We start from the raw sequence: 19,764 nt of genomic DNA, 5'->3' as shown, positions 1-19,764 counted from the left end.
GCGGGGTTCGCCCGCCCGGCGATGGCTCAGGCGATCTTCTCCAGCGCGGTCGTGGCGAGTGGGGCGATCTTCTTGAGCAGCGCGGTGGCGGCGGCCAGGTCGCCGTTCTCACCCGACACGTCCAGCTCCATCACGAAGTTGCCGCGGGTCACGAAGAGCGTGCACTGGTGCCGCGTCGAGTTGCCCTTCAGCCGCTCACAGAAGGTGATCACGTCCGGCCCGTTCGGGACCGGGGGCGGCGAAGGCCGAACGATCGTCGAGGTACGGCCGTCGTTCGGCACCTCGTACTGCGTGCAGTTCTTCAGCACCGATCGCAGTTCGTCGGCGAGTTTGCGTCCGGGCACCTTCAGGTAGCCGACCACGTACTGGCGGATCCACACCGTGTCGCCGTCCCAGACCCGCTCCCGGTAGGCCGTCCGCTTGCGGTCCGACGGGAGGCTCTCCTTGCAGAGGGAGATCAGCTTCCAGGCGTCGCTGTTCTCCTCGGTGAACGCGGCCGTCTCCGGGTGGAACTTCGCGTCCAGGTCCAGCATCGCGGTCTTCACCCGGGTACCCACCTCTGCCGTGGAGGTCGGTGCCGGCGGGGGCGGCGGCGGTGCCGGGGATTCCGGTGCGGACCAGCGGGGGGCCTCGGCGGCGGCGCTCGGGCCGCAGGCGGTGGTACCGATCAGGAGGAGCAACGACAGCAGGGGGAGCGTGGCACGGCGGAGCGACATCGCGGCCTTTCGTACATGAGGAGGGGGCCTGACCCGGCCCCCTCCTCTGTGCGCTGCCGCCCTGCCGGGTGTTACGTCAGGCCGGTACCCAGTCGAACGTGTCGGGGTGGCTGCCCTGCCGCCCGGCGGCACCGCGATCGAGGGCGGTGATCCGCTCCATCGCGGCGTCGTCCAGTTCGAAGTCGAAGATGCGGAAGTTCTCCTCGATCCGGGCCGGGGTCGTCGACTTCGGGAAGATGATGTCGCCGCGCTGCACGTGCCAGCGGAGCACCACCTGCGCCGGCGTACGGCCCACCAGCTCGGCGAGGTCGGCGATCGTCGGATCGTCCAGCACCTTGCCCTGCGCGATCGGTGACCAGCCCTCGGTGAGGATGTTGTGCTTGCTGCCGTACTCGCGCACCTCGTCGTTGGTGAAGTACGGGTGCACCTCGATCTGGTTGACGGCGGGCACCACCTGCGTCTCGGCGGCCAGCCGCTCCAGGTGCGGCACCTGGAAGTTCGACACACCGATCGACCGGGCGCGCCCGTCCCGCTGGAACTCCTCCAGCGTCTTCCAGGTCGACACGAAGTCACCGTCGTAGAGCGTGGGCAGCGGCCAGTGGATGAGGAACAGGTCGACGTACTCCATCCCCAGCGCCGCGAGCGTCGCGTCGAACGCGCGGCGGGCGTCGTCCGGCCGGTGGGCCGCGTTGCTCAGCTTGCTGGTCACGAAGACGTCGCGCCGGTCCAGCCCGGAGGCGTGGATCGCCTGACCGACCTCGGCCTCGTTGCCGTACATCTCCGCGGTGTCGATGTGCCGGTAGCCGACCTCCAGCGCCTTCGCGACCGCCGCCGCGGTCTCCCTCGGCTTGACCTGGAAGACCCCGAAGCCGAGCTGCGGAATGGTGTTGCCGTCGTTGAGGCTGATGGCGGGAATCGTGTTCGCCACTGCGGCTCCTTCACACGTCGTCCGAAACGTCCGGCCCGGTGCACACCCCCGACGGGACCGGACCTACCAATCTGCTCCCATACCCGGTCGAGTCGCCGTTTCACACGATCAACCGAAATCAGGAGGAGCCCGTCGAAGGCGCACGGGATGGCCGGGATTTTCCCACAGCTTCACCGAGCCGACGAGTCGTGGTTGAGCGCCGTCGATCGGCACGTGGACCGAGCGGCAGCAGCAAGACCCTGCCCTCGACCTGAGTATCGGCAACGCTAGGCTCCCCGGCGGCGTGGCGGAGATCAAGAGCCAGTGGAGGAGTAGCAAATGCGAACACCGTTGAGGCGGGCCGTGTTCAGTGCCATCGCGGGGGTGGTACTGGTCGGCACGCTCGGACTGACATCCTGCGCAGATCCGGACCGGGATGGCGCGGTGGACGCCGGGTCGGCTCCGGCCGATACCTCGGTGATCGACGCTCCCGGACCGGCTGACTCCGCGAGTCCCTCCGCTTCGACTTCGGCGAGCCGGTCCCCGTCGCCTTCAGTGAGCCTGTCCTTCCCACCTCCGGCGAGCCGGTCCACGAAGCCGTCTCTCAGCCGGTCGCCGTCGCGTGTTCCGACCAGCGAAGCCGCGACGCCGGCCGCATCGAGCAACATCGCCTCCCGGCTGCACACGATTCCGGCCGGCACTCGTCAGCTCATCGTCGTCCACACCAACGGCTACGGTACGAGCGTCGCCTCCCTCGAGACATTCGAGAAGGTCAACGGCGTGTGGCGGCCGAAGTTCGGGGTGATGAGCGCGCGGATCGGCGCCAAGGGATTCAGCGACAGCCATCAGGAGGGCATTTCCACGACGCCCACGGGCGTCTATGGCATTGGATCCACCATGTACGGCGTGCTCGGCAATCCGGGCGTCAAGTACAGCTACCACCATCTCGTGGCGAACGACTACTGGGACGAGAATCCCAGCTCGCCCACGTACAACAGTTTTGTGCACGGCACGAACCCGGGCGGGTACAGCGAGGCGCTGTGGCAGACCGTGCCGCAGTACAACTACTTCGCGGTCATCAACTACAACATCCCGGTGAGGTCGGCCACCCCGGCCCGTGGCAGCGGCATCTTCCTTCATGTCTCGGGGAGCGGCGCCACCGCCGGCTGTGTCTCGTTGGCACAGTCGAACCTGCTTCGGGTACTGGAGTGGCTGGATCCAGCCGCCTCTCCGCGCATCGTCATGGCACCCAGCCAGAATCTCGGCCGCTACTGACCGCCCGGAGCTGATAACAACCCAGGTCGGCGCTCGCCCTCGGTGTGTGGCTGGTCGTAGCGGGTAATGGTCCCCAGCACGCCGGCCGTCGACACAGCGACTAGGAGCGAGCGATGGGCATACGACAGGCATCCGCCGATGACCTCGCCTCCGTAGGCATCTCGGTCCTGCGCGGTGCACTGGCCACGAACATCTTGTGGATCGGTTCGCTCAAGTTCAAGCAGTACGAGGTCGAGAACGACGAGCCCTTGGTCGTTCCGAGTCCGCTCTTCTCGCGGCTCCGCAAGAAGCTGGGCGCACAGAAGCTCAACCGACTCATCGGGGTCACGGAGATCACCCTGGGCTCTCTGATCGCCGCGAAGCCGCTTGCCCCGAGAGCATCGGCGATCGGTAGCTTCGGGGCGATCGGGATGTTCCTCACCACACTCAGTTTCCTGGCCACGACGCCCGAGGCTCGGCAGCAAGGGCAGGGGAGATTGAGCCTTTCTCAGCTGGGGCAATTCCTGCTGAAAGACACAGTGCTTCTCGGTGCCGCTCTGCTGACAGCTGCCGAGTCGCTGGGCGCGGCCCGCCCCGCCGGCAATCCATAGTTTCGGGCGGTCAGCCGGGGGCGTCGAAGAGCACCGGCCATGGACGCTGCGTCGGCTCCTGCGGCGGTGTGCCGGCTGCCGGTTCGGCGTCGGTCGACACCTCCGCGGAGACCTGGGCGAACATGGGCGCGGCCGGGTGCGCGGAGCGCTCCGGCCAGACCGCCGAGGTGCGCTTGAGCAGGGGCGTCCCGGTGATCGGTCGCCACGCGATCCGCGGCTCCCGACGCGCGGTCGTGGCGGGTTCGATCGCCACCGCGCCGCCGGCCAGCACCAGCCCGAAGAGGAACTCGGGGTTGTGGGCCGGGCGGACCCGGGTGGCTGGGAAGCCCTGCCGCCGGCACACCTCCAGCAGGTGGTCGTGCCAGCCGGGCGCGGTGGCGCGGGGCGCCGTCACCAGATCCAACCCGGCCAGCGCCGCCAGCTCCACCTCCCGCTGTCGGGCCAGTGGTGAGGTACGCGGCAGCAGCACCCCCAGCGGTACGTCGACCGGGGCGCCGAAGCGCAGCCCCTCCGCCTCGACCGGGTGGTGCACCAGCCCCACGTCGAGCCGCCGCTCGGCGAGCATGCGCAACTGCTCGCCGCTGGTCAGCTCGTGCAGCTCCACGTCCAGCCCCGGCGCCCGTTCGGCGAGCCGATCCAGCAACGCGTGCAGTCGTACGGCCGGCGTGTCCGGCGGGACCCCGGCCCGCAGTACGCCGAGCACGCCCGCGCGCACCTGGCGCATCAGGTTGCGCAGCCGCCCCTCCCCGGCGAGGAGCTCCTCCGCCTCGCCGAGCAGCAGCTCACCGGCGGTGGTGAGGCGGATCTGGCGGCGGGACCTGTCGAAGAGCTCCACCTCCAACTCCCGCTCCAGCCGCTGGATGGACTGGCTCAGCGGCGGCTGGGCCATGCCGAGCAGTTCGGCGGCCCGCCCGAAGTGCAGCTCGCGGGCGACCAGCACGAAGTGCCGCAGGTGTCGGAGCAGGTCCACGGGCCGGACCATACGCCAGCGCGGCGGGCGGGCCCGCTGGTCGTCGTCCCGGCCGCGGACCGCCATCGGAGGTGGATACCGTTCGGGGGTGGCGGTGGTCGAGCGGGTCGAGGACGTCTTCAACCGGGCCGGGGTGATCGGCAATCTGCACGTGGTGGACCTCGACGACCCCGGTGCGGGGACGGTCGCCGGTGGCCGGGAGGTCGCCGTCGGGGCGGACGAGCAGGTGGTGATCGCCTCGATCTTCAAGATCCTGCTGGTGCTGGAGTTCGCCCGGCAGGTCACCGCCGGACAGCTCGACCCCACCGAACGGGTCCTGGTCACCGGCGCCGACCGGCTCGGCGGCTGGGGGTTGGCCGGCTGCGACGACGACGCCGAGGTGTCGCTGCGCGATCTCGCCTACTTCGCCATGTCGGTCAGCGACAACACCGCCGCCGACCTGCTGTTGCGCCGGGTCGGCCCGGACCTGCTGCCGATGCTCGCCGCCGAGCTGGGCCTCGCCCGGACCCGCATCGTCGGTGGGCCACGGCAGCTCGTCGAGGTGATGCTCGCCGACGTGGGGGCGCGCAACGAGGCGGAGTTCGCGCGGATCTTCCCCACGTTGAGCGCCGAACAGGTCCACGCCATGCGGGTCTTCGACCCGGAGCGGACCACCTCCAGCACGGCGCGGGACATCACCGGGCTGCTCGGCCTGATCTGGCGGGACGAGGCGGGGCCCGCCGCGGCCTGCGCCATGGTCCGCAACTGGATGGCCCGTCAGCTCTTCTGGACCCGGCTGGCCACCGGCTTCCCGCCCGGCGTGCGGGTGGCCGGCAAGACCGGCACCCTGCCGGGGCTGCACATGGAGGCCGGTGTCGCCGAGTACCCCGACGGCGGCCGGTACGCGATCGCCGTCTTCGCCCGCACCGCTCAACTCGCCACCCGGCGGATCGACGTGGACCTGGCGATGGGGGAGGCCGCCCGTACGGCGGTCGAGGCGCTGCGCGGGGAGTGAGTTTCCGGCCGCGAAGGCGCCGGGGCGGCCGACGTGACCAGGTCCGATACCCGATGGCATATCGACCGGACGCCTCGCTGATCTTGGACGTGCGTCCGTCGGCGCTGGTTGGCTCTGCGTCGACCGATCGCCCAGTTCCAAGGGAGCGCACCCGTATGCCCAGTCTCGACCGCCGCCGATTCCTCCGCGACGCCGCCGCCTCGACCGCCCTGGTCACCGCCGGTGGCCTCGCCTCGACCTCGTTCGGCGCTCCGGCGCAGGCCGCTCCGGCCGCCGCGGCGATGCCCGCTAGCGCGACCCGCCGTCCCGCTCCGGTCAGCTTCCGCTGGTGGGGCACCGCCGGTTGGCGGGTCGACATCGGCGCCCGGACCGTCCTGGTCGACCCGTTCCTGAGCCGGATCGACACCGGCCTGTTCAAGGCCGCCTTCAAGGAGACCACCCCGCTCGAGGTGAACACCGCAGTGGTCGACAGCTACGTCGACCGCGCCGAGACGGTGCTCGTGACGCACACCCACTGGGACCACTTCATGGACGTGCCGTACATCGCGGGGCGCACCGGCGCCCGGGTCTTCGGGACGCTTACCGCGTACCACCTCGGGCTCGCGTACGGGGTGCCGTCCGGGCAGCTCAGCGCGGTGAAGGGTGGCGAGGTCATGGACTTCGGCGACTACACCGTCGAGGTCGTCGCCTCGCTGCACAGCCGCAACGTGTCGTACTCCGTGGCGTTCCCCGGGGTGCGGGTGAACCCGCCGGCGAAGCCGGAGACCATCGCCGACCTGCCGGAGGGCGACACGCTGAACTACGTGCTGCGGGTGGCCGGCGGGCCCACCGTCTTCTTCATGGGCGCCAGCGACTTCGTGGCACGCAACCTGGCCGGTATCGCGCCGGACGTGGCCATGGTGGCGTTGAACAGCAGCACGGTGACCGCCGACTACGTGGCCCGGCTGATGGCGGCGCTGGACCATCCGAAGGTCGTCGTGCCGGTGCACTTCGACAACTTCGAGACGGAGCTGCGCAACCCGCTCACCGTGGCGCCGAGCGACCGTACGCGTCTCGACCAGCTGATCGCCGCCGTACGTGAGTCGTCTCCGCGCAGCCGGGTGCTCGTGCCCGAGTACGGCACCGCGTACCACTTCTGATCGGGGGTGGCGGGTGGTCGCGAGGTACGCGACCACCCGCCGGATCTCAGTTGCACGGAATTACGTAACTTCGTAGTATCGATGTGTGGCGGATGTCGAGCGGCGGTTGGCCGCATTGGAGGCGCAGGTCGCCGAGCTCCTCGACCGGTCCCGAGGTCGACCGGAACCGGCTGCGGCGGAGGTTCCCGGTGACACCTTCTGGGCACTCGACGGGCTCAAGCAGCGCCTGCCCGAAGGCAGCGGCGGAGCGGTGCTCTACACCGGTGCCGTCCGCCTCGGCGACGAGCACTACGACTGGCAGTACGGCCGCACCGTCGACGCCGTCCTCGACGCCGACTGGACGGAGCTGGCCGGCACGCTGACCGCGCTGGCCCACCCCGTCCGGCTCCGCCTGCTGCGCGAGATCCTCGGCGGGCGGCGCGGCACCGCCGAGCTGGCCGAGATCGAGGGGCTGGGCACCAGCGGCCAACTGCACCACCACCTGCGTCAACTCACCGCCGCCGGCTGGCTGCGCAGCGCCGGCCGCGGCCGGTACGCCGTACCTGCCGAACGGGTCGTCCCGCTGCTCGCCATCCTCACCGCCGCTCGCCGCTGAGCGACCCCACCGCCCGACCCGACCCCGGGCGGCACCCCGCCGCCCGAACGACGGAAGGAGCATCATGCGCAAGCCGACCGCACTCACGCTCGCCGTCGGGCTCACCGCCGCCGTGGCGGCGATCCCCCTCGCGCCCGGCGCACCCACCCTCGGCGGACGGCACACCGGAGACGCCGCACTGGCCGCCGCCACCCGGGCCGCCCTCGACGACGGCCGCGGCTACCGTGGCCTCGCCGTCGCCCTGATCGAGCCGCACCGGGTGCGCACCGCCGGGCTCGGCGACCGGGCCCCCGGCGGCCCGCCCGTCGAGCCCGGCACCCCGTTCGAGATCGGTTCCATCGGCAAGGCACTGACCGGGATGCTGCTCGCCCAGCGCGCCGCCGACGGCGAGGTGCGGCCGGACGACCCGCTCGCCGCCGCGCTGCCGCAGGTCACCGGGGCTACCCGCGAGGTCACCCTCGCCGAGCTGGCCAGCCACCGCTCCGGCCTGCCCCGACTCGCCACCTCCCCGGCCGACCTGCTCACGACGGTCTGGACCAACTTCACCGCCGGCAACCCGTACGCCCGCTGGGACACCGAGCGCCTCATCGACGCCGCCAGCGAGAAGCAACCCGGCGACGGGCGCGGCGAGGTGCACTACTCGAATTTCGGGGTGTCGCTGCTCGGGCAGGCGCTCGCCGCCCAGGCCGGCGCCGGCTACCCCGAGCTGCTCGACCGTGAACTGCTCCGCCCGCTGGGCATGACGCACACCGTGGTCGCCACCGAAGCCGACCGGCTGCCGGGCGGTCGGGCCACCGGGGCGAAGCTCGGCGGCCGCACCGCCGACCCCTGGTCGGGCAGCGGGTACGCCCCCGCCGGCATCGGGGTCTGGTCGACAGCCGAGGACCTGTCCCGGCTGCTCGTCGGGCTGCTCGCCGGCACCGCCCCCGGAGCCGACGCCGCCACCGCCCGCTTCACCGAGAACGCCCGCGACCGGATCGGCTACGGCTGGTTCACCAGCCGGCACGGTGACCGCGAGGTCATCTGGCACAACGGCGGAACCGGTGGGTTCCGGTCGTACGCGGCGATCGAGCGGGCCACCGGCCGGGGCGTGGTGGTGCTCGGCAACACCGAGCACGACGTCGACCAGCTCGGGCTGCGCCTGCTCGGCGTGCCCGCCGACCCGGACGACGACGGTCCGCAGGTGCCGCTCGCTGGTTGGATCGGTGCCGCCCTCGCCCTCGGCTTCTCGCTCCTGGGCGGGGCGAGCCTACTGCGCACGGCGCGCCGGATGCCCGACCGGCTCAGCCTCGCCAGCACCGCCGGCTGGGCTCTGCTCTACCTCGGACTCGGGCACCGGCTCGGCAACTGGTCACTGGTGCCCGGTTGGCTCTGGCCGCTCGGCGTCGGCCTGTCCGCCGCCGGGCTGCTGGTGGCCGTACGCCACTGGCGGGCGTTGCCGACGATCGCCGGAGCGCCGGCCCGGCGGCGGCTGGCCTCCCTCGCCGGCTCCCTGCTCGTCGCCGTGCCCCTGCTCGTCGCCATCGCCGCCTGACGGCACCGCCTCAGCCGGCGGCGCGAGTCGGGCGCCCGGCGCCGGGATCGCGGCCCGGACCGACCAGTCCCGTCTCGTAGGCGACGATGACCAGCTGCGCCCGGTCCCGCACCGCCAGCTTGGTGAGCAGCCGCCCGACGTGCGTCTTCACCGTCGCCAGGCTGAGCTGGAGGTGCGCGGCCAGCTCCGCGTTGGAGAGCCCCCGGGCGATCAGGGTGAGCACCTCCCGCTCCCGCTCGGTCACCCCGTCCAGCCGGCGTGGCAGCGGCCGATCCGGCTCCGGTCGCCGGGCGAACTCGTCGATCAGGCGTCGGGTGACCGTCGGCGCCAGCAACGCCTCACCCGCCGCCACGACCCGGACCGCGGCCAGCAGCTCGGCCGGCGGGGTGTCCTTGAGCAGGAACCCGCTGGCTCCGGCGCGCAGCGCGCCGTACACGTACTCGTCCAGGTCGAACGTGGTCAGGATGAGCACCCGGCAGCCCGCCGTCGCCACGTCGGCGCAGATGCGCCGGGTCGCCTCGATGCCGTCCATCTCGGGCATCCGGACGTCCATCAGCACCACGTCCGGGCGGTGCCGAGCGGCCAGCTCGACGGCCTCGACGCCGGTCCCCGCCTCGGCCACCGTGGCGCAGTCACCGGCCAGGTCGATCAGCACCCGGAAACTGCCGCGCAGCAGCGCCTGGTCATCGGCGATGAGCACCCGGATCATGCGACGACCCGGTACGGCAGGCGAGCGGTGACCGCGAAGCCACCACCCGGACGCGGGCCGGCCGAGAACTCCCCGCCGTGCAACGCCACCCGCTCGCGCATGCCGGTCAACCCGTGGCCGTACCCGCTCATCCGAACCGGCCGCCGGCCGTCGTCGACGACCTCCACCCGCACCTCGGCGGGCCCCACCACCACACTGGCGTGGCAGGCCGCCGGGGCCGCGTGCTTCACCACGTTGGTCACCGCCTCCTGCACGATCCGGTACGCCGCCAGGCCCACCGACTCCGGCACCGCGCTCACCTCCGCCACGTCCTGCCGCACGTCCAGCCGTACCTCCACGCCACCGATCGCCGCCCGGTCGGCGAGCTCCGGCAACTCCCCGATGCCGGGCGCCGGAGCGTGCTCGGCGCCCTCACGAAGCGCACCGAGCACCCGGCGGATGTCGGTCAATGCGGTGCGGCCGGTCCGCTCGATGACCCGCAGGGCGTCCCGCGCCTCACCCGGGTCGACGTCGGCGACGTGGTTGGCGACCGCCGCCTTCACCACGATCAGGCTCATCGTGTGGGCCACCACGTCGTGCAGCTCGCGGGCGACCCGCAGCCGCTCCTCGGTCGCCGCCTGCCGCACCAGCTGCTCGCTCTGCCGGGCGGCGAGCGCGCGTCGTTCCCGGATCGACCAGCCGACCAGCCAGGCCGGCGCGATCATGACGGCGGCGTAACCGACCGCGCCGCCGCGGGTCCACAGGTCACCGGCGGTCGTCGCCAACCCGACGCTCACCACGGCCAGGCAGATCGCGGCGTACGTCAACGACCGGCGGACGGGCTCGGCGACGGCCAGCGTGTAGAAGGCCAGCCCGATCGCGACCGCCGGGGCGGCGGCGGCGAAGTTCGGAATGATCCCGGTCACCAGCGCCACGGCCGTCGACGCGCTCACCCCGGCGGCCACCGCCACCGGCCAGCGTCGCCGGAGCGCCACCGGCAGACCGATGACCGCTCCGGTGAGCACCGACACCCAGACCGGCTCGCGCACCCCGCCGTGCAGCGGGGCCTCCAACGCCGCGTACGCGCAGAGCGCCGCACCGAGCACGACGGCCAGCACAGCATCCACAAGGTACAGATCGAACGGTCGCGGTGGCCGGGTAAGCAGGTGGGCGCTCACCTGGGCAACGGTAACCGGAGGCCGGGTCCGGCGCGTCCACCCGAGGCCTGTCGTTCTCCGGGATGACGCCACCTCGCGGGACGCCCCCGCTCTCCGCCCTGGGCAGCACGCGCAAGTGCCGTCCCCGGCTCGACGCGCCGGGCACCGCCGAACGGGCACCGTGGCGGCATGACGACACAGACAGTCATGCTGACCGGGCTCCGGGCCGTCTACGGCTCGGGCGACCGGCGGGTGACGGCGCTCGACGGCGTGACGACGAGCTTCGCCGGTGGCACGTTCACGGCGGTGATGGGGCCCTCCGGCTCCGGCAAGTCCACTCTGCTGCACTGCGCGGCGGGGCTGGACCGGCCGGTGGAGGGGACCGTCACCGTCGACGGGATCCAGCTCGACCGGCTCTCCGAGGACGACCTGACCCGGCTGCGCCGCGACCGGATCGGCTTCGTCTTCCAGTCCTTCAACCTGATCTCGTCGTTGACCGCGGCGCAGAACGTCGAACTGCCGCTGCGGCTCGCCGGGCGTCGACCGCCCGCCCGGGACGTCGCCGCCGCCCTCGCCGCCGTCGGGCTCGCCGACCGCGCCGGGCACCGTCCGGCCGAGCTCTCCGGCGGGGAGCAGCAGCGGGTCGCCGTCGCCCGGGCGCTGATCACCCGGCCGGCGGTGGTCTTCGCCGACGAGCCGACCGGCGCGCTGGACAGCAGCACGTCCCATCAGGTGCTGCGGTTGCTGCGGGAGCTCGTCGACGAGCACGGGCAGACCGTGGTGATGGTGACCCACGACCCGGCCGCCGCCGCGTACGCCGACCGGATCCTCCTGCTCGCCGACGGTCGCGTCGCCGACGAACTCACCGGTTCGCTCACCGCATCGTCCGTCGCCGCCCGGATCGCGGCCACCACTGCGCAGCCGTCATGCTGAGCGTCCGACGCTCCGTCGGCGCCTTCGTCGCCGTCGCCATCGGAGTGGCGTTGGTCGCCGCGAGCCTGCTGCTGCTCGCCTCGGGCCGCCCGCAGACACCGCAGCGGCTGGCACAGGCGGCCGTCGTGGTGGCGGGTCCCGACGCGAGCAGCCCCGCCGACCCCTTTCCGCCCGACCGTCCGTGGTCCGCGACCAGGACGCAGGAGCTGGTCGCCCGGCTCGCCGCCCTGCCCGGCGTCGCGGCCGCGATCCCGGACCGGACCTTCTACGCCCAGCCCCTCGTGGACGGCCGCCCACCACGCGTGCACGGCCAGCGGCAGGACGCCCACGAGGGGCACGGCTGGTCCAGTGCCCGGCTCGGTGGGCTGACGTTGACGGCCGGCGCGCCGCCCCGCCGCCAGGGCGAGGTGGTCGTCGACGCCGCGCTCGGGCTGCACCCCGGCGCTCCGGTCGCTCTGCTGACCGCCGCCGGCGCCCAGTCGTACACCGTCACCGGTCTGCTCGACGGGCCCGGGGTGCACGTCGCCGACGAGGTCGCCACCGCTCTCGCCCCCGGCGTCCGCGCCATCGGCCTGATGCTCGCCCCGGACGCCGACCCCGAACGGGTCGCGGCCGACGCCCGCGGCCTGCTCGACGGCGACGGCCGGGTCGTCACCGGCGAGGGGCGGGGAGTACTGGAACCCCGCGCGGACGCCCGGACCCGCTGGATCGGCATGCAGGTGCTCACCGCCACCGCGGCTCTCGCCGGCTTCGTCACGATCTTCGTGGTCGCCGCGACCTTCGCGTACGCCGTCGCGCAGCGCCGCCGGGAGCTGGCTCTGCTGCGCGCCGTCGGCGCCACCCCTCGGCAGGTCCGGCGCCTGCTGTACCGGCACGCGCTCGTCGTCGGCGCCGGTGCCGCGCTCGCCGGGCTGCTGGTCGGTGCCGCGCTCGCCCCCCTCCTCGGCCGGGTGCTGGTCGACGTCGGGTTCGAGCCGTCGACGTTCCGGGTCGGGTACACCCTCTGGCCGATCGTCGGCTCGTTGGCGACCGGGCCGGTGGTGGCGTTGCTGGCCGTCTGGACGGCGGCCCGGCGGGCGGCCCGGGTACGACCGCTGGAGGCGCTGCGTGCGGCGGCGGCCGAGCGACGGCCGCTCGGACCGCTGCGCGCCACGGTCGGCGGGCTCCTCGTCGCGGCCGGGGTGGCCTTCGGGCTCGCGACCGCGGTGGCCGGCGACCCGCAGGAAGGGGCCGACCGCGCCCTGCCCATGGTGATGGCCCTGGTCACCGGTGCCGCCGTGCTGGCCCCGGTCTTCGTCGGTCCGGTGACGGCAGTGCTCACCCCGACGGTACGGCGAGGAGGCGGCGCGATCGCGCTGCTGCTGCGCGCCGGCGCGCGGACCGCCGCCCGGCGCTCCGGGGCGACCGCCGCGCCCGTGCTGCTCACCGTCGCCTTCGCGGTGCTGGTGTCGGGAATGATCCGCACCTCCACGCCGGTCTACGCGACGAACCGGATCAACGCCGTGACCGCCGATCAGGTGCTCCTCCCGGACCGGGCTCCCGGCCTCTCCGACCAGGCGGTCGAGGCGGCCTCCGGCGCGGCCGTACTGCCGAGCACGGTCTTCGTCGACGGCGAGAGCGCCACGGAGCCGATCCGCCCGCTGACCGTGCTCGGCATCGATCCGGCGCCGTTCACCGCCGCGAACCGGATGCTCACCGTGCTCGCCGGCTCCCTCGCCGACCTGCACGGCACGGACACGGCGGTGGTCAAGGCCTCGCTGGCCGGTACGAAATCGCTGCCCGACCGGCCCTACCCGGTGGTCTTCGCCGACGGGGAACGGGTGCCGCTGCGGGTCGTCGCCGTGGTGAGCGACGACTCGTTCCCCGGCGATCTGCTCCTGCCCCGGGCCGCGGTCCGGGGGCACGATCAGTCCGCGCTGACCGAGGCGGTGTACCTGAGCTCCCCGATCGCCCCGCCGGCCGGGGCCCGGGTGGTCGACGTCGCCACCTGGGCCGCCGAGGTGGATCGGGCCGAGGACCGGCTGGTCTGGCTGGCCACCCTGCTGCTGATCGCGGTGACGGCCGGCTACGGCGGGATCGCCGTGGTCAACACGTTGCTGATGGCGGCCGCCGGCCGGGCGCGGGACCTGCGGCTCATCCGGCTGGCCGGGGCGACGCGGCGGCAGGTCGTACGGCTGGTGGCCGCCGAGTCGGCGCTGGTGGTGGCGGTCGGCGCGGCGCTCGGCGGGGCGGTCGCGCTGGTCGGGCTGCTGAGCATCCGGGCCGGCCTCGTCGCGCAGGTCGGCGCCCCGGTCGATCTCGTCGTCCCGTGGTCGGTGGTCGGCGGCGTCGTCGGCCTCTGCCTCCTGCTCGCGCTGGCGTCGAGCGGAGTGCCGGCCTGGCGGCTGCTGCGTCGAGGATCCACAGCGGACGCCGAGTGACGGTTTCCGCGCCGGATGCCGCGCCGCGGGCGGGATCCCGCCCGCGGCGCGGACGGGCTACGGTGCCGGGATGCGATTCGCGCGCCCGGCCGGGCTGCTCCTCGCCGCCGTCGCCGCCGCGCTGTGGGCGGTCAACATGACAGTCCTGCAGCCCCTGACCGAGCCGATCGGGCCGTGGCCGGAGGCGCTCCCCGGCAACAACGCCTACTGGGCCCGCGACCTGCGGTTCGCCACCATCGTCGCGGTCGTCCTCGGGCTGCTGCTCGCCGGACGCGGCGACAGCTGGTGGGCGCGACCGGCAGTGGTGCTGGGCGGCGTGTGGATCGCGGTGGACGTGGCCGTCGACCGGGCCGACCCGACCGGCACCGGGCCGACGGTGCTGCTCGCCGCCGCCGGCTGCGCGGTGGTCGCCGCGTTCGCCTGCTCCGCCGCGTTCGCCGAACGCCGCAGGCGCGACGCGGCCCAGCCCGGCGGGCACCGGCGGACGCTGACCGGCGCGGCCTGCGTGGCCGCGGCGGTGACCCTGGTGGCCGCCGGCATCGAATCGCCGACCGATCGGGAGCCCGAGCTGCACCCCGCCACGTTCGGCACCGCCACGCTGCTGCTCGTGCTGGCCGTGAGCTGCGCCCTGGCGGCGGCGCCGGCGCCGAGTCGGGCCCGGGGCTGGCTGGCCGTGGCGGTGGGGGCCGCGAGCGTGCTCGGTGTGCTCTTCGTCCGCGCCACCTCACCGGGCGGTGGGCTGCTGCCGTACTCCCTGCTCGGCGGGGTCCTGCTCACCGGGGTGACGCTGCTTGCCTGGGACTGGCCGGGTGGCCGCCCGGCCTGGTCACGGCACGGCCTGGCCGCGCTCGCCGCGCTGATCGTCCAGCCCGTACTGCTGCTCTGCGCGGTCCTCGTGATGATGATGCTCCCCATCGCCCCGCCGCTGACGGAGCTGGCCGGCAACCTCGCCATCAACGCCGCGGACTCCGACCTCCTGCTCTCGTTCGCCGGGGTGCTCTCCGGCCTCGGGATGTCGCTCCTGCTCGCTCGGCCGCCGCTGCTGGGGAAGCACCCCGCCCCGGTCGCGGTCGGATCGCCCGGCAGCTGACAGTCGCAGGCCGCCGCCCGGTCCCGGCGGCCGTCGGGACCGGGCGGCGGACACCTCACCGGCGGTCGCGCTCCGGCTCGGTCGGCGCGGGCTGGCCGGCGGTGGGCAGGACGGCCCGCCCGGTCGACCGCCAGTACTGCCGGTGCTCCTCATCCCGCACCACCACCCCGAGCCGGCCCAGCTCCCGGCGCAGCTCCCGGGCGTCGTCGCGGCGATTCCCCTCGACGGCGCGTTCCCGGGCCCGCAGCAGCGCGTCCGCGCCGGCCGGCAGGCCGGGCAGCTCGGGCACCCACAGTCGGTACGCGGCCCGGTGCGGATCCTCCTCCGCCCACGGCCAGCCGTGCGCGCGGAACGCCGTCCGCAGCCGGTCCCGGTTCAGCTCCGAACGCTCCCGGAGCAGCTCGCCGTCGTCGCCGTCGAGGAGCACCAGGTCGCTGCCGTCGACGAGGACGACCCTGACCTGGTGTCGGAGCGCCTCCTGGTGCTTGCCGTCCCGGCGCAGGGTCGTTCGCTCACGGTCGACGGTCACGGTGAGTCGTTCGGCGGTGCCGGCCCCGGCCAGCAGCAGGCCGGCCACCGCCCCGATCGCCGCCGCCCCGATGCCCACCTGCGGCTGCGGCAGCCGGGACACCGCCTCGAAGAGACCTTTCCACGGCACCCAGGGCAGGTCGGCGATCCACCCCGCCGCGGCCGCGAGCAGCCAGCCGGCCCCGGCGCCGAGCGCCGGAAAGCCGACCCACATCAGCACCAGCTCGCCGGCCCCACCGCCGACTCTGCTGCGGGAGTCGCCGGACATGGTCAGGCCACCTCGCGACGCAGCGTCCGGACCAGGCCGACGGCGAGCGGTACGACCACCCAGAGCAGCAGCGACACCCCCAGCCGAGCCCACTGGTCGGCGGTCACGGAGTCGCTCAGCAGCGGCTCCATGGTGCGGCTGGTGTCCAGCCAGCCGGCCGGTTCGCCCAGCGCCGGCACCAGCCCACCGATGATCGACCACACGGTGGGCAGCAGCAGGTAGGTGACGATGGCGAGCGGGGTGTTGAGCAGCAGCAGCCCGAACCCGACACCCATCAGCACGTTGACGAGTTGGAAGACCACCGAGTGGAGCAGCAGCGCCCCGCCGAACTCCCACCGGCCGGATCCGCCGGTCGCCCCGGCGATCAGCGTGCCGGCCGCGGCGACCGCCAGGCTGGTGACCAGGGACGCCAGGGTGGCCACCACCACCGCGGCCAGCTTCGCGGCGACCACCCGCTCCCGGCGGGGCACCAGGGCGTACGTGACGAGCGCCGTGCGCTGTGACCACTCGGACGTGATCGAGAGGATGCCCAGCACGGGCAGGAGCACGCCCACCGGCAGCAGCGACGGCACGAAGAAGTTCACGAACGTCTGGTCGGCGTCGGTGGCGTAGCCGAGCTGAAGGGTGACGATGACGGCGGTGGTCAGCCCGATGATGATCAGCAGCCAGAGCCCGGCCCGGGTGTCGGCGAGCTTACGCAGCTCCACCGCGGTGAGCCGCAGCAGCGACGGTCGCCGTACGCCGGTACGCGGCACGGGCTCGACGTGGCTCGCGTGGGGTGCGGTCGTGGTGGTCACTTCCCGGCCTCCTTGGTCGATTCGGCAGTGAGGGTGAGGAAGAGCTGCTCCAGCCCGCCGCCGGCCGGGCGCAGCTCGGTCAGCACGACCCCGGCGTCCGCCGCGGCCTGCCCCACGGCCTCGGTCTCGGTGGGCACCAGCAGCCCGTCGGGCGCGTCCCGCGTGGTGAGGCCGGCGGCGGCGAGGGCGCGGCGCAGCGCCTCGACGTCGCGGGCGCGCACCAGCGTGCCGTTTCCGGCGAGCAGCTCCGTCTTGTCTCCCTGGGCCACGATCCGGCCGCCCCCGATCACCACCAGCCGGTCCGCGACCGCCTCCACCTCGCGCAGCAGGTGCGAGGAGAGCAGCACGGTGCCGCCCCGGTCCGCGAAGTCACGCAGCAGGCCACGCATCCAGAAGATGCCCTCCGGGTCGAGCCCGTTGGCCGGCTCGTCGAGGATCAGCACCCGCGGGTCGCCGAGCAGCGCCAGCGCCAGGCCGAGCCGCTGCCGCATGCCGAGCGAGTACGCCCGGACCCGCCGCTTCGCCGCCGCCCCGTCGAGCCCGACCAGCTCCAGCTTCGCGGCGACCTCCCGCCGGTCCAGGCCCATGGTCTGTGCGGCGACGCCCAGGGCCTCCCGGCCGGTCCGCCCGGCGTGCTGGGCCGAGGCGTCCAGCAGTACCCCGATCTCCCGTCCCGGGTTCTCCAGCTCCCGGTACGGGCGCCCGCCCACCGTCGCGCGACCGGCGGTCGGCAGGGTCAGCCCACAGATCATCCGCAGGGTGGTGGACTTGCCCGCCCCGTTCGGTCCGAGGAATCCGGTCACCGTGCCCGGTTCACAGCGGAACGACACGTCGTCGACGGCCTGGTGCCGGCCGTACCGCTTGCTCAGGTTCTCCACACCGATCATGCGCCGAGCCTGCGCGAGCCACCCGGCCGCCCGCAGCGGCCGGCGGTCGCCGATCGCCGCGACCTTGGTCTATCCGAGGGTCTCGACTTTGGTAGCTGGCTGGCCGGTCCCGAAGCTGCCTAGCATTGACGGGTGACCAGCGCCGTCGTGCCGGACCACCCCTGGCTGCTGCCGGGGGCGCTCGCCGTGCCGACCGAGCGGGGCCGGTCCCGCCCCCGGCGCACCACCCGGGACTGGATCGTCGACGGTCTCTGCTTCCTGGTCTCCCTGTTCTGGGTCCTGGTCGTGACGTTCGACGCGGCCGCGCCGAACCCCGAGATGACCGCCCCGCCGCCGTACGACTGGATGATCGCCGCGGACGGGCTGGTCGGCCTGGTCTGCTGCGCGCTGCTCTGGTTCCGCCGACGCTGGCCGGTCGGGCTGGCCGTCGCCACCCTGCCCTTCACCGCCTTCTCGATGGCCGGGGCGATCCCACTGCTGATCATCTTCTTCACCGTGATCGTGCACCGGCGCACGGCGGTGGCGCTGGCCCTGACCGGCGCCGGCATCGGTACCAACTTCCTCCTCGCCTACCTGCGGCCCGAGCCGGGCATGCCGTACTGGGCCTCGATGGCGTGGGGCGTGGTGCTCAGCGGGATGGTGCTGGCCTGGGGGATGTTCGTACGAGCCCGCCGGCAGCTGGTGGTGTCGCTGCGCGAGCGCGCCGAGCGGGCCGAGGCGGAGCAGCAGTTGCGGGTGGCGCAGGCCCGCCAGGCGGAGCGCACCCAGATCGCCCGGGAGATGCACGACGTGCTGGCGCACCGGATCTCCCTGCTCAGCCTGCACGCCGGGGCGCTGGAGTTCCGCCCGGACGCGCCGCCCGACGAGGTGGCGCGGGCCGCCGCCGTGATCCGGGGCAGCGCGCACGCCGCGTTGCAGGATCTGCGCGAGGTGATCGGGGTGCTGCGCGCGGAGACCGCAGTCGAGGCGGATCCGGAGCGTCCGCAACCCACCCTGGCGGACCTGCCCGCGCTGATCGAGGAGTCCCGGGCGGCCGGCGTACGGGTCAACGCCAGCCACGGGGTCGCGGAGGCGCACACCGTTCCGGCCGCTGTCGGGCGCAGCGCGTACCGGATCACGCAGGAGGGGCTGACCAATGCGCGCAAGCACGCTCCCGGCGCTGTGGTGACCGTCGGCGTGGCCGGCGGGCCGGGCGCGGGGCTCAGCGTCGACATCCGCAACCGGTGGCCGGTCGGTGGGGCGACCGACGCGGGGATTCCCGGCACGGGCACCGGGTTGGTCGGCATCGCCGAGCGGGTCACCCTGGCCGGCGGCCGCCTCGAGTACGGGCGGGACGAGACCGGCGACTTCCGTCTGGCGGCGTGGCTGCCGTGGCCGGCGTGACCGGACCGGGTCGGCCCGCGATGGACCCCGCTGGCCCGATCGGGTCGGACGCAGGCGCCGAGGTGCCGGGTGGCCCGGTGCGAGTGCTGATCGTCGACGACGATCCGCTGGTCCGCGCCGGGTTGTCGATGATCCTCGGCGGTGTGCCGGACCTACGGGTGGTGGGGGAGGCCGCCGACGGGGGTGAGGTGCCCGCCGCGGTCGCCGCCGGCCGGCCCGACGTGGTGCTCATGGACATCCGGATGCCCCGGCTGGACGGGCTGGCCGCGACCGAGGCGCTGCGCGCGCTGCCGGATCCGCCGGAGGTGCTGGTGCTCACCACCTTCCACGCCGACGAGCAGGTGCTCCGGGCACTGCGCGCCGGGGCGGCCGGTTTCCTGCTGAAGGACACCCCGCCCGCGGAGATCGTGCAGGCGGTGCGTCGGGTGGCGGCGGGGGAGGCGACTCTCTCCCCGGCGATCACCCGCGCGTTGATCGCGCACGTCACCGGCGCCGCGCCCGCGCCGGTCGGGGCCGACCCGCGTCGCGAGCGCGCGCTGCGGCTGCTCGCCGCGCTCAGCGAGCGGGAGCGGGAGGTCGCCGTCGCGCTCGGCCGGGGGCGGACCAACGCGGAGATCGCCGGTGAGCTCTACATGAGTGTGGCGACCGTCAAGGCGTACGTCTCCCGGCTGCTGACCCGCCTCGAACTGAACAACCGGGTGCAGGTGGCCCTGCTCGTGCACGACGCCGGCCTGGTCTGACCAGGGATCGCCGCAACTCATCCGGAACGACCCGGATGAGTTCACACTCATTCGTGAGTGTTCCATCTTTGAGTGTTCCGTCTTTGAGTGTTCCCTCTTTGAGGGTTCCGGCGGTGGTGGTCTGGACACCTGCTCGCCGCCTACTCGGATTGA

At 73.6% G+C, this 19,764-nt stretch carries 19 protein-coding genes; 11 read left to right on the top strand and 8 right to left on the bottom strand.

Going from position 1 to position 19,764, the window contains the following annotated elements; genetic code table 11:
- Positions 1–26: 26 nt before the first annotated feature.
- Together D7147_RS14520 and D7147_RS14515 are read right to left on the bottom strand one after the other, a co-directional pair.
- Positions 27–716 carry a hypothetical protein gene (locus tag D7147_RS14520; RefSeq protein WP_120677695.1) on the bottom strand — a complete coding sequence of 230 codons (690 nt, stop codon included), beginning with the start codon at positions 714–716 and terminating at the stop codon, positions 27–29.
- Positions 717–792: 76 nt separating this feature from the next.
- Complete coding sequence (locus tag D7147_RS14515) at positions 793–1,644, bottom strand: aldo/keto reductase (protein ID WP_120677693.1); 852 nt, start codon at positions 1,642–1,644, stop codon at positions 793–795.
- A 318-nt stretch (positions 1,645–1,962) separates the two neighbouring features.
- Between D7147_RS14515 and D7147_RS14510 the strand changes: the two genes are divergently transcribed.
- Entirely contained in the window at positions 1,963–2,898 is a 936-nt protein-coding gene (locus D7147_RS14510) for a L,D-transpeptidase family protein (RefSeq protein WP_147434699.1), read from the top strand.
- Positions 2,899–3,011: 113 nt separating this feature from the next.
- Positions 3,012–3,488: a YkgB family protein gene (locus tag D7147_RS14505; protein ID WP_120677689.1), complete on the top strand. Its 477-nt coding sequence runs from the start codon at positions 3,012–3,014 to the stop codon at positions 3,486–3,488.
- A gap of 10 nt (positions 3,489–3,498) precedes the next feature.
- Here D7147_RS14505 and D7147_RS14500 read toward each other — a convergent pair whose 3' ends face one another.
- Positions 3,499–4,458 (bottom strand): LysR family transcriptional regulator, encoded by a 960-nt coding sequence (locus D7147_RS14500; RefSeq protein WP_120677880.1) that lies wholly within the window; start codon positions 4,456–4,458, stop codon positions 3,499–3,501.
- An 88-nt stretch (positions 4,459–4,546) separates the two neighbouring features.
- Between D7147_RS14500 and D7147_RS14495 the strand changes: the two genes are divergently transcribed.
- The 4 genes from D7147_RS14495 (at position 4,547) to D7147_RS14480 (ending at position 8,720) form a co-directional block, all read left to right on the top strand.
- Entirely contained in the window at positions 4,547–5,452 is a 906-nt protein-coding gene (locus tag D7147_RS14495; protein WP_120677687.1) for a serine hydrolase, read from the top strand.
- A gap of 155 nt (positions 5,453–5,607) precedes the next feature.
- Positions 5,608–6,591 (top strand): MBL fold metallo-hydrolase, encoded by a 984-nt coding sequence (locus tag D7147_RS14490; RefSeq protein ID WP_120677685.1) that lies wholly within the window; start codon positions 5,608–5,610, stop codon positions 6,589–6,591.
- Positions 6,592–6,676: 85 nt separating this feature from the next.
- Positions 6,677–7,186, top strand: a complete 510-nt coding sequence (locus tag D7147_RS14485) for an ArsR/SmtB family transcription factor (protein WP_120677683.1) — start codon at positions 6,677–6,679, stop codon at positions 7,184–7,186.
- A 64-nt stretch (positions 7,187–7,250) separates the two neighbouring features.
- Positions 7,251–8,720, top strand: a complete 1,470-nt coding sequence (locus D7147_RS14480; RefSeq protein WP_120677681.1) for a serine hydrolase domain-containing protein — start codon at positions 7,251–7,253, stop codon at positions 8,718–8,720.
- A gap of 10 nt (positions 8,721–8,730) precedes the next feature.
- Here the strand turns inward: D7147_RS14480 and D7147_RS14475 are convergent, their stop codons facing one another.
- Together D7147_RS14475 and D7147_RS14470 are read right to left on the bottom strand one after the other, a co-directional pair.
- On the bottom strand, positions 8,731–9,429 hold the full coding sequence (locus D7147_RS14475; RefSeq protein ID WP_120677679.1) for a response regulator: 699 nt from the start codon (positions 9,427–9,429) through the stop codon (positions 8,731–8,733).
- Positions 9,426–10,586: a sensor histidine kinase gene (locus D7147_RS14470; protein ID WP_120677676.1), complete on the bottom strand. Its 1,161-nt coding sequence runs from the start codon at positions 10,584–10,586 to the stop codon at positions 9,426–9,428. The genes D7147_RS14475 and D7147_RS14470 overlap by 4 nt, the downstream gene beginning before the upstream one ends.
- Positions 10,587–10,754: 168 nt before the next feature.
- Between D7147_RS14470 and D7147_RS14465 the strand changes: the two genes are divergently transcribed.
- The 3 genes from D7147_RS14465 to D7147_RS14455 all read left to right on the top strand — a co-directional run bounded on the left by D7147_RS14465 (position 10,755) and on the right by D7147_RS14455 (position 15,008).
- Entirely contained in the window at positions 10,755–11,498 is a 744-nt protein-coding gene (locus D7147_RS14465; protein ID WP_120677674.1) for an ABC transporter ATP-binding protein, read from the top strand.
- Complete coding sequence (locus D7147_RS14460) at positions 11,492–13,918, top strand: FtsX-like permease family protein (protein WP_120677672.1); 2,427 nt, start codon at positions 11,492–11,494, stop codon at positions 13,916–13,918. Before D7147_RS14465 ends, D7147_RS14460 begins: the two co-directional genes overlap by 7 nt.
- 70 nt (positions 13,919–13,988) lie before the next feature.
- The gene (locus tag D7147_RS14455; RefSeq protein ID WP_120677670.1) at positions 13,989–15,008 is read left to right on the top strand and encodes a hypothetical protein; all 1,020 of its coding nucleotides are present in this window, start codon (positions 13,989–13,991) and stop codon (positions 15,006–15,008) included.
- A gap of 55 nt (positions 15,009–15,063) precedes the next feature.
- On the opposite strand, the gene D7147_RS14450 is transcribed toward D7147_RS14455, so the two are convergent.
- From D7147_RS14450 to D7147_RS14440, 3 genes are read right to left on the bottom strand one after another with little or no spacing between them, the layout of a single operon-like run.
- The gene (locus D7147_RS14450; RefSeq protein WP_233563135.1) at positions 15,064–15,804 is read right to left on the bottom strand and encodes a YqeB family protein; all 741 of its coding nucleotides are present in this window, start codon (positions 15,802–15,804) and stop codon (positions 15,064–15,066) included.
- A gap of 2 nt (positions 15,805–15,806) precedes the next feature.
- Positions 15,807–16,601, bottom strand: coding sequence for an ABC transporter permease (locus D7147_RS14445; protein ID WP_407663343.1), 795 nt, complete (start codon positions 16,599–16,601; stop codon positions 15,807–15,809).
- Complete coding sequence (locus D7147_RS14440) at positions 16,598–17,488, bottom strand: ABC transporter ATP-binding protein (RefSeq protein ID WP_120677668.1); 891 nt, start codon at positions 17,486–17,488, stop codon at positions 16,598–16,600. The genes D7147_RS14445 and D7147_RS14440 overlap by 4 nt, the downstream gene beginning before the upstream one ends.
- Positions 17,489–17,620: 132 nt before the next feature.
- Here D7147_RS14440 and D7147_RS14435 point away from each other — a divergent pair, with 132 nt between their 5' ends.
- A complete protein-coding gene (locus tag D7147_RS14435) occupies positions 17,621–18,871 on the top strand; it encodes a sensor histidine kinase (RefSeq protein WP_120677666.1) in 1,251 nt (416 codons plus the stop codon).
- The gene (locus D7147_RS14430; RefSeq protein ID WP_120677664.1) at positions 18,850–19,611 is read left to right on the top strand and encodes a response regulator; all 762 of its coding nucleotides are present in this window, start codon (positions 18,850–18,852) and stop codon (positions 19,609–19,611) included. Before D7147_RS14435 ends, D7147_RS14430 begins: the two co-directional genes overlap by 22 nt.
- The last annotated feature ends 153 nt before the right edge of the window (positions 19,612–19,764 follow it).

It is taken from the genome of Micromonospora musae (assembly GCF_003626545.1).
Lineage (GTDB): Bacteria > Actinomycetota > Actinomycetes > Mycobacteriales > Micromonosporaceae > Micromonospora > Micromonospora musae.
This window is presented reverse-complemented; position numbering and strand designations above follow the sequence as displayed.